Origin of the sequence: Synechococcus sp. MU1655, assembly GCF_023630655.1 — a bacterium.
Classification (GTDB): domain Bacteria; phylum Cyanobacteriota; class Cyanobacteriia; order PCC-6307; family Cyanobiaceae; genus Synechococcus_C.
The window spans coordinates 1-7980 of sequence record NZ_JAKUHK010000069.1; the positions used below are offsets into that span (position 1 = coordinate 1).

The window sequence follows — 7980 nt, forward strand, 5'->3', positions numbered from 1 at the left end:
TTAATGCATAGATAAAGCTCGATTGAATGGAGGCCTCCAGCACTCGCGACAGGCCTCAGTAAACCTTCGTACGATCGTGGTAGTGCTGGATCGCAGATGATTTCTTCTCGGGTATGTACGGAATACCAGAGCAGATTTCCTAATGCTTCCAGCGTAATAGGATTTGAATTGTAGGAGCGAATGGTTTGCCGCTTCCGAATGATTTGGTAGAAATCCGCGTCCTGTTTCTTGATTTTTGGTTGTGGTAAAGGCACTGTGCTGAGGATGATTCTTTGATTCCTGGCTGGTGGTGGCGGCCTGTTGATGTTTCTGTGCAATAACTCTTCTTGGCAGCGATCAATAATATGGCGACGCGTATGGTTGTGAAAGCTCAGGTCCTGCTTGTTCCAGCCTGCCCTGATCGCCTCTTGATCGATCTCTGCGTTGTGTTCGCTGTTGCAAATTCCGACCATGCCGGATGATAGAAAGAGGGAGATGATATCTCGATATTGAGTCCGTAGATCTTCAGGTAGGAGATGACTAATGCTGGCTAATTTGCAGGGAGATACAAGCCTCTGGATGAGTGGGTACAGCCGATGATCTTGTAAGCGCAATGTTGTTGGTGCTAAAGGTGATGTGATATCGAGGCCCTCTAGGCAGGGTTCAATGCTCGTAAATCTTGATAGTTTGAATTCGTTATTGGTGTCTGGACAGGGTTGTTGCTTTAGCCCGGGGTTGATCGGTAGCAGGCGCATGGCAATGCCATGACTCCCTTCGATTTCGTGGATCAGCAAGCCTGCCTTATAGAGAGCCTGAAGTTGTAGCTCAAGGTCTAATGATGTAGTGGTGGAGGCTAACGTTTCTGGAGTTTTTAAGGTTTGATTGCTTTCAATTCCATCTAGAAAAAGATTTTGTAGAAGTTTTTTTAGTGGCTCTTTCGCGTCTGTGACGCATAACGTTTGCTGCTTTGGACTTGATCGTGTTGCGTAGGGGGTTGAGATGATGATGTTGTTGCCATCATTGTTGATGTTTACACCTTCGCGGAATAAGTATCTCGACATTCCTGTGACCTAGGAGCTTGATTTGAGTTGTTAGCTGAAAGTTGCCTTTGTAAACTAGGCGCTTTTGGTGAGGTGTTGAATGTTATTGCTTTGCAACCTTTGTCTTTGCATAAATTGAATCTTTTTTATCATCTCCTCCTGCAAAGTGTGATCTTGATCAGCGCAAGCAGGCCATGGGATGACGAGGTGGTACGTCCAATGCCTTTGCTACGCCTGGATGGCATACGGATCCCTGCACGGTATTCAGTCCAGAAAGCAATTCAGGGCGTTCTGTGACCGCTTCCTCTAGGCCACGTCCTGCAATGCCAACGATGTAGGGCAATGTCACGCTCACGAGTGCTTCGGTGGAGGTGAACGGGACGGCGCCGGGCATGTTGCCCACGGCGTAATGCTGCACTTCGTGGATGTTCACGGTGGGGTTGGTATGAGTCGTTTCGCGGCTAGTGGAGATGCAACCGCCTTGATCGATGGCCACATCAACAATCGCTGAGCCTGGTTTCATCCCTTTCACCATGGATTCATCCACCAGCGTTGGTGCCCTGCCTCCAGGGGTTAAAACGGCGCCAATCAGTAGATCAGCGGTGGGTATCAGTCTCTCGAGAAGCCCGCGGCTGCTCACAATGCTCATCAGGCGTCCGCTCCGACAGGCCTCCAGGCTGCGTAAACGTTCGGGAGAGCGATCCAGAAGCATCACTTCGGCATCCATTGCTGCCACCAGACGTGCTGCATTCCAGCCCACGGTGCCCGCACCCAGAACGACCACCCGGGCTGGTTGTACTCCTGTGCAACCTCCGATCAATACGCCTCGACCTCCTTGCGGCCGTTCGAGCAGCCGAGCCCCCACCTGTGCTGCAAGCCTGCCAGCGATTTCGCTCATGGGTGCTAGCAGCGGCAGGGTTCCGTTTTCCAGTTGCACGGTTTCATAAGCAACTCCAGTGGTGCCAGCTGCGAGAAGGGCTTCTCCCACTTCTGGGTAAGCCGCCAAGTGCAGGTAGGTGAATAGCACCATGTCATTTCGCAAAAAGCGGAATTCTTCAGGCTGTGGTTCCTTCACCTTCACGACCAAGTGAGCTCCCCAGGCTTGTTCTTGATCCACGATCTGGGCGCCTGCTGCGGCGAAGGCGTCGTCATCAATTCCTGCGCCGGAGCCAGCACCGCTCTGGATCCGTACCTCTAGCCCATGGGTCACGAGCTCTTTGACAGCATCCGGTGTGAGCGCGACGCGTTGCTCATCCGCCTTGATTTCTGTGGGGACTCCGATGGTGGCCATCGGTGCCGTCAGTACAGATTGGGCCATGGCTGCCGAAGACGATTCTTCAATCTGACCCTGCTCAGCCGGATTGGCCACTGGTCTAAGCGAGTTGAAATCAGCGGGAGGCGATCGGGAGCCTCCAACCGGTCCCAAAGGCCTGTTGGCTCACTTTCAAGACAGGAGGAGCCTGTCGGCGTTTAAATTCCGCGCGTCGAAAGAGTTGCTCAATCCGTTTCACGTCAGCCGCGTCATGACCAGCTGCGATCAATTGAGCTCCAGAGCTGTGCTTTTCGATCAGATCCTTCAGAAGTGGATCGAGCGTTGCATAGTCGGGAAGGGAGTCACTGTCCTGTTGGTCTGGACGCAACTCCGCACTCGGCGGTTTGTTCAGGATCTCTAGTCCGATCAAGTCGTCGTGCTCTAAGAGACCAAGTTTTTTGCGACATCCCATCGCATCGGGGCTGTCTAACCAGCTGCAGAGGGAAAATACCGTTGACTTGTAGAGATCACCGATCACGGCAAGTCCTCCATTCATGTCGCCGTAAAGGGTGCAGTACCCCACAGCCAGTTCTGATTTATTGCCCGTTGAGAGCAAGAGCTGTCCTTGTTGATTGGCGACGGCCATGAGCAAGGTCCCCCGAATGCGTGACTGCAGATTTTCCGCCGTGACCCCCGACGGCGCCTGATCTAGGGCCGGGGTGAGGGTGGCCTCAAAGCCATGCATCAAGCCTTGAATTGGCACAGTTGTGGTGGAAATCCCTAGGCGTTTTGAAAGCGCTTCTGCATCATCGATGGACCCAATAGAGCTCCAGGGAGAGGGCATCAGCAACGCCTGAACGCGGTCTGCTCCCAGCGCTGCTGTGGCGATGACAGCCACGAGAGCTGAGTCGATGCCGCCACTCAACCCCAGCAGAGCGCGTTGGAAACCGCATTTGTCGGCGTAGTCACGCACGCCGAGCACAAGGGCCTGAAACAGTTGTTCGTGATCAGCGCTTTCAGATGAGTCCGTTGTGTTGGCTGGTAATCCGGCACTCCTATGAGTGCTGTCCCAGCAGGCGATGGCTTCACGGCAGGAGGGAAGTTGCAACTCCACTTCACCGGTGGCAGCCACCACGAAACTGCCGCCATCGAACACCAACTCGTCGTTGCCGCCGACCTGATTCACATAAATCACTGGGCAATCAAGACGTTGGGCGGCGCGGGCGGCAAGCTGATGCCGGATTGATGCTTTGCTTCTTCCGTAGGGGGATGCGGACAGGTTCAACAAGAGATCTACGTCCTCCGGGATTAGGTTTTCGACCGGATCCGGTCCCATCAGGCGTTGCGCTTGGAGTGCGTCCTCAACCCATAGGTCCTCGCAGATGGTGAGACCCAATCGCCAATCCTGTCCATCAGCTTCAAAGCTCAGAACACTGGGTTGATCGGCAGGTCTGAAATAACGCGATTCATCAAAGACGTCGTAGGTGGGAAGGAGCTGTTTGCGGGCTACGACGCGCCAATGGTTGGCCTCCACCAGGGCTGCCGCATTGAAGAGTCTTGGGTGTTGCTGGTCCGGTGCAGGCTCCACCATTCCCACCAGCAGGGCAGTTTGCGGCAGGGCATGGCGAAGCCCCTGCTGCAGCTGAGTAAGGGCTTCGCTTTGCTGCTGGAGATGTTCAGGACTTAACAGCAGGTCTCGAGGTGGGTAGCCCCAGAGTGAAAGCTCCGGGCTCACCACTAGGGCGGGGGGGGTGCCCTGCGTCTGATGGCTGATTTTGAGACAAGCCTCGAGAAGCCGCTTGGCGTTCCCGGACAGATCGCCCACCAGAGGATTGGTCTGGGCCAGGGCGATGCGCATGGCGATTCAGGAAGGAGCGTCTTGGAGTCCGTAAAGATTGTGCTGCAAGACGAGGGGCCAGAGTGGTTTTGGGATTTGATCTGCCGTGCTCGTTTCGCGAATGCTTGAGCTGGCTGTCTCCGGAATCTGTAGGGGCAGCACGGTGATCCGTGCACCGAGATGGCGGAGTCGTTCCAGGTGATCGTGCTGCAGTGGCCAACCCTTTCGCGGCACCACCCCCAGTCGGCAGCGCTTGAGCCAAAGGTCGCTGTGCTTCCAATGGGGGATTTGAGCGGCGAGATCACTGCCCACAACAAAGCACAGGTCGTGATGGGGCCATAAACGCGAAGCCCGTTCAAGTGTGGTGATGGTGTACGGGCTACTGAGGGTTTGGTTGATGTCCACCCTTGGGTTGTCGATCGCTTTCACCAAGGTGTGGAGCAGCTCACTGCGAAGCTCGAGGCAGGCATCGTGGCGTTTCATGGGGTTGTCACTAGCCCAGGTGGCGACGCGTTGAAAGTGATTCAAAAGGCCTTCAAGGAGAGCCTGATGCCCAAGCGTTGGTGGATCGGCGCTGGTGCCGAGCAGGGCGATTGTTGCGGTCATGGCAACAGCCCATCACGTCGGGGCCGATTCAGCGGCAATGGCCAGTCTGCGAGCAGACGTTGCATATTGGTGTCGCTACGAACGAGGCGGCGCATGAGGCTCGTAGGCGCTGGATGGCTCCGCCGTCCTCGACCGCGTTGATCCACGAGCCAATGTGCTGTGAGACGACCGGTTCTGCGGGTGGTGTGTACAGCTAGAGCCGCTTGGGCTACGGCGACGGGGGCTGCTGGAGCGAGGCTTAAGCCTCCTGAAAAGGGGGCGGCGATGAGCAAAAGCTGCCGGACTCCAGCTAATGCGAGCTGAACACCCAGTTGGACGCCTCCCAACAGGGCGTTATGCCCCGATAGCCGTTGTATCAGCCGTCGTGCTGCAGGGCCTCCCATCGGCAGCTCATAGAGCTGGCAGAGCTGCACCACTAAGGCGGTATCGCAGGCCAATCCTCCGGCTAGATCGAGTAGCACTAAGGGGTTGGCCGCAACCCCCGTGGCCTTGAGTGCTGCATAGCGGCCGATGAGGCCTTGCGCTTCTTGTCTTCGGCGCTCCAGTCGCCCTAGTTCCAGTTGTTGTTGGAGCCGTTCAGCCTGGCGGAGTGCGTTGAAGGCCAAGAGGGCTTGGCCTTGCGTTTGCAGCAGATTGATCACCGCAGTGCGCAGCGCATGCACAACCGCTGGTTGGCGCTCGCTGCGGACCCGGCCATCGGATCGTTGGCAGGCTTTGCGAGGAGCGGCCGACACGGCAATCGGATCAGGAATTCTTGCGTGATGGTTGTGGTAACACCGCTCCTGGATTCTTTTGCTGATGCTCTGTCGGAGGCTCTCGAGTTGGTCTGGAGGACAACAATCACTGCGGTTCAGCACGGGAAGCACCGGTTTGCCACTGCGGATCAACGTCTCCAAGGCATCGAGCTCCACCCGGCTGATGTCGGCATCCAACACGAGCAGCACAAGATCGGACTGGAGGGCCACCCGCGCTGCCAGTCGGCCTCGCGCTGCTGCTGCAACCTCATCAATTCCTGGAGTGTCGACGAGTTCAATCGTGTTGAGCGCAGGAATACTGATCATCCAAGGCAACGCCTGTTGTTGTCTGGTGCAGCCGTGGGCTACATCAGTGGCAAGGAGCTCTTGGCCGATCAACGCATTGACGAGGCTTGATTTCCCCACTCCCACGCGGCCGAACACTGCGATACGTAGGTTTCGATTCGATAAGCGGTCTAATTGCAGGTCTAAGGTTCTGATCGAACCCGCCAACACGGTTTGTTCCCGGCGATTGAGCTGGAGCTGAGATCGCCAGGTTTGCAGAAGCGTGAGGCAGCGCTCAGTGGTGGATGGAAGCGAGGAGGCCGTCATGGCGACCCAGTGGCTCCTGCTGACTTGCGCCACCAGCCAGCGAGCACGGCGAGGACCGCATCAGGGCCAATCACGCCGACAAACCCGCCGAATTCATCCACCACAACGCGGACTCCGCTGTTGTCGCGCCGGAAGGCTGTTAGCAGTCGATCGGCACGAATCATCTCAGGCACAAATTCGACGGGCTCGCTGAGATCTGCCGGGGTGAGTTGACCTTGATTTTGGACGAGTGCCGCCAGCAGGCGATCGCGACTTGCAACCCCCAGAACCTTGTCCACAGCGTCACCCAGCACCACCCACCATTGGGCGTCGTTGTCGAGCAGGGCAGACCTCAGCTGCATCAATGTGCTCGCGCCATCCAAGCTTGGAGCCGCAACCCTTGGTGTCATCAAATCCCTAGCGGTGAGGTCGTTGAGTTGAAACACCTTGGCGATCATCGCCGCTTCATCGGCTTCGATTTGGCCGGTTTGGGATCCCATACGGGCCAGCAGGCGAATCTCCTCTTCGTCCGTATTGAGCTCGCTCTCCTGGGTAATGGCCGGCAGCAGCCTCTCCAGCAGAAGGACAAGTGGACGCATCAGCAGGCCAAGCAGGTGCAAGACCGGTGCACTGGCGAGTGAGACAGGCAGCGCCAGTCTGGTGCCAAACGCTTTGGGCAGGATCTCCCCCAAAAGAATCACCAGCACGGTGAGACCAATGGAGAAGAGGGGTAGCGCCACCGCGCTGATGCCCATGTCTTCGAACAGCCAAGCGGCGTAGCCACCGAGCATCAAACTGCCGAAAATATTGAAGCCGTTATTCGCAATCACCAGAACCGACAAGGTTCGGCCGAGTCGCTGACGGAGCTGGGCCAATCTCCGCGCACCGGCAACCGGTTTGGATCGACCCGCGAGCTCGAGAACGCGAACAGGGTTGACGGAGAGCAGAGCCGCCTCAACACCAGAACACAAGGCGGATCCTGTAAGGACCACGACCACCAGCAGAATCAGGATCAGCAGGTCGTGAGTCATGCCTGGGTGCTTTGCCTGCCATCCTGACGTTTATCTGGTGCACTGTCTCCGTCGTGGTTCATAGTTCGCTCCCAATTGATGCTCAGGGTTACGCCGAGCGGCGTCAGCGGTTCATGGCCCATCTTGGCGGTGCGGCTGCTGTAATTCCAGCGGCAACCCTGGTGACACACCATGCCGACTGTGAGTGGCCCTTTCGTCAGAACAGCGACTTTTGGTACCTCACAGGGTTTGATGAGCCGGATGCCGTCGCCCTGTTTTTGCCGCATCGGCCTGAAGGCGAGCGCTACGTGTTGTTTGTCAACCCTCGTGAGCCCGCAGCGGAGGTATGGACAGGACGGCGTTGGGGGACTGAGGGAGCTGTTGATCAGTTCGGTGCTGATGTGGCCCATCCGCGTTCTGAATTGGCCACACATCTGCGTGGGTATCTGAAAGATGCTGAGGGCATCGCCTTCCGCACCGGACATCACCCTGCGGTTGAGTCCGTGGTGCTTGAGGTTTGGGCTGAACAATTGGATCGCGCCTCGCGACGGGGAGCCGCGGCTCTTGGGCTGGTGGCGCCCTGCCCGGTGTTGCATGAACTTCGCTTGCGCAAAGAACCTGCGGAGCTCGATCGGATGCGTGAGGCCTGCCGTATCTCAGCCGAGGCTCATGAGTTGGCGCGTGCCGCAGTCAAGCCTGGGATGAGTGAACGACAGGTGCAAGCTCTCATTGAGTTTCACTTCCTCGATCAAGGGGCCCGGGGGCCTGCCTATGGCTCAATCGTTGCAGGAGGTGATAACGCTTGCGTTCTGCATTACATCGATAATCACGACTTGCTTAAAGACGGTGATCTGTTGCTGATTGATGCCGGGTGCTCAATCGGTGACTACTACAACGGTGACATCACCCGCACTTTTCCTGTGAATGGCCG

At 56.9% G+C, this 7980-nt stretch carries 7 protein-coding genes; 1 reads left to right on the top strand and 6 read right to left on the bottom strand.

What is annotated here, in order from left to right:
• The 6 genes from NCN04_RS04920 to NCN04_RS04945 form a co-directional block, all read right to left on the bottom strand.
• Positions 1–1040 (bottom strand): nitroreductase family protein (locus NCN04_RS04920; RefSeq protein WP_250395352.1); only part of this gene is annotated, 1040 nt, incomplete at its 3' end.
• 157 nt (positions 1041–1197) lie between these two features.
• Entirely contained in the window at positions 1198–2337 is a 1140-nt protein-coding gene (gene ald / locus NCN04_RS04925) for an alanine dehydrogenase (protein ID WP_250395356.1), read from the bottom strand.
• 70 nt (positions 2338–2407) lie between these two features.
• Positions 2408–4129, bottom strand: a complete 1722-nt coding sequence (locus NCN04_RS04930) for an NAD+ synthase (RefSeq protein ID WP_250395353.1) — start codon at positions 4127–4129, stop codon at positions 2408–2410.
• Positions 4130–4135: 6 nt separating this feature from the next.
• Positions 4136–4714: a nicotinate-nucleotide adenylyltransferase gene (locus tag NCN04_RS04935; RefSeq protein ID WP_250395354.1), complete on the bottom strand. Its 579-nt coding sequence runs from the start codon at positions 4712–4714 to the stop codon at positions 4136–4138.
• Complete coding sequence (locus tag NCN04_RS04940; protein ID WP_250395355.1) at positions 4711–6060, bottom strand: GTP-binding protein; 1350 nt, start codon at positions 6058–6060, stop codon at positions 4711–4713. The genes NCN04_RS04935 and NCN04_RS04940 overlap by 4 nt, the downstream gene beginning before the upstream one ends.
• Entirely contained in the window at positions 6057–7070 is a 1014-nt protein-coding gene (locus NCN04_RS04945; protein ID WP_048347144.1) for a CNNM domain-containing protein, read from the bottom strand. Before NCN04_RS04945 ends, NCN04_RS04940 begins: the two co-directional genes overlap by 4 nt.
• 113 nt (positions 7071–7183) lie before the next feature.
• Here NCN04_RS04945 and NCN04_RS04950 point away from each other — a divergent pair.
• Positions 7184–7980: aminopeptidase P N-terminal domain-containing protein (locus NCN04_RS04950; protein ID WP_250395357.1), on the top strand; the 797-nt coding region annotated here is incomplete at its 3' end.